Annotated in this window: 1 protein-coding gene; it reads left to right on the forward strand. The window is 66.1% G+C overall.

The window, feature by feature from the left end; all coding sequences use genetic code 11:
- A partial coding sequence (gene thiC / locus HX774_RS18975; protein WP_178828970.1) for a phosphomethylpyrimidine synthase ThiC occupies positions 1-1,586 on the forward strand: 1,586 nt, incomplete at both ends.

The raw sequence follows: 1,586 nt of genomic DNA on the forward strand, positions 1-1,586 counted from the left end.
GGCCCCCGCGCCGGCGGCGTGAAGGTCTATGTGGCGGGCGAGCTCTACCCCGACATCCGCGTCCCCTTCCGCGAGGTCGCCGTCCACCCGAGCGCCAACGAGCCGCCGGTGACGATGTATGACTCATCCGGCCCCTACACCGACCCCGCCGTCACCATCGACATCAAGCGCGGCCTGCCCAAGGTCAAATCCAGCTGGCAGCTGGATCGCGGCGACATCGCCCCCGTCCTGAACCCGCGCGAGGTCAAACCGGAAGACAACGGCCACGCGTCCGGCAAGAACCTCGCCCCCCGCTTCGACACCTCGCACCATCAGGTCTTCAAGGGCGTCGAGGGCCGCCCGGTGACGCAGTACGAATACGCCAAGGCCGGGATCATCACGCCCGAGATGGANNTCGAGCCGATGATCATCGGCCGCAACTTCCTGGTGAAGATCAACGCCAACATCGGCAACTCGGCCGTCCTCTCCAGCGTCGATGACGAGGTCGACAAGCTGGTCTGGGCCACCCGCTGGGGCGCCGACAACGTCATGGACCTGTCGACGGGCCGCAACATCCACAACATCCGCGACTGGATCATCCGCAACTCGTCCGTCCCCATCGGCACCGTGCCCATCTATCAGGCGCTGGAGAAGGTGAACGGCATCGCCGAGGACCTGACCTGGGAGGTGTTCCGCGACACCCTGATCGAACAGGCGGAACAGGGCGTGGACTACTTCACCATCCACGCGGGCGTGCGCCTGCCCTTCGTGCCGATGACGGCCAGGCGCGTGACGGGCATCGTCTCGCGCGGCGGCTCCATCATGGCCAAATGGTGCCTGGCCCACCACAAGGAGAGCTTCCTCTACGAGCACTTCGAGGACATCTGCGACATCATGCGGGCCTATGATGTCTCCTTCAGCCTCGGCGACGGACTGCGCCCCGGCTCCATCGCCGACGCCAATGACGAGGCCCAGTTCGCAGAACTGCGCACCCTCGGCGAACTGACCAAGATCGCCTGGGCCAAAGGCTGTCAGGTCATGATCGAAGGCCCCGGCCACGTGCCGATGCACAAGATCAAGGCCAACATGGATGAGCAGCTCAAGCACTGCCACGAGGCGCCCTTCTATACGCTTGGCCCGCTGACCACCGACATCGCCCCCGGCTACGACCACATCACCAGCGCCATCGGCGCGGCCATGATCGGCTGGTTCGGCACGGCCATGCTCTGCTACGTCACGCCGAAGGAGCACCTGGGCCTGCCCGACCGTCAGGACGTCAAGGACGGCGTCATCACCTACAAGATCGCCGCCCACGCCGCCGACCTGGCCAAGGGCCACCCCGCCGCCCGCATGCACGACGACGCGCTTTCACGAGCCCGCTTCGAGTTCCGGTGGGAGGACCAGTTCAACCTCGGCCTCGACCCCGAAACCGCCCGCAAATACCACGACGCCACCCTGCCGAAGGAGGCCCACAAGACCGCCCACTTCTGCTCCATGTGCGGACCCAAGTTCTGCAGCATGAAGATCAGCCAGGACATCCGCCGCGACGCCCTGGCCCAGAACGACGCAGGCGCCAGCCTGGCCGCTCAGGAAGCCGAAGCCGGCAT

The organism is Brevundimonas sp. P7753 (assembly GCF_013386595.1).
Classification (GTDB): Bacteria; Pseudomonadota; Alphaproteobacteria; order Caulobacterales; family Caulobacteraceae; genus Brevundimonas; species Brevundimonas bullata.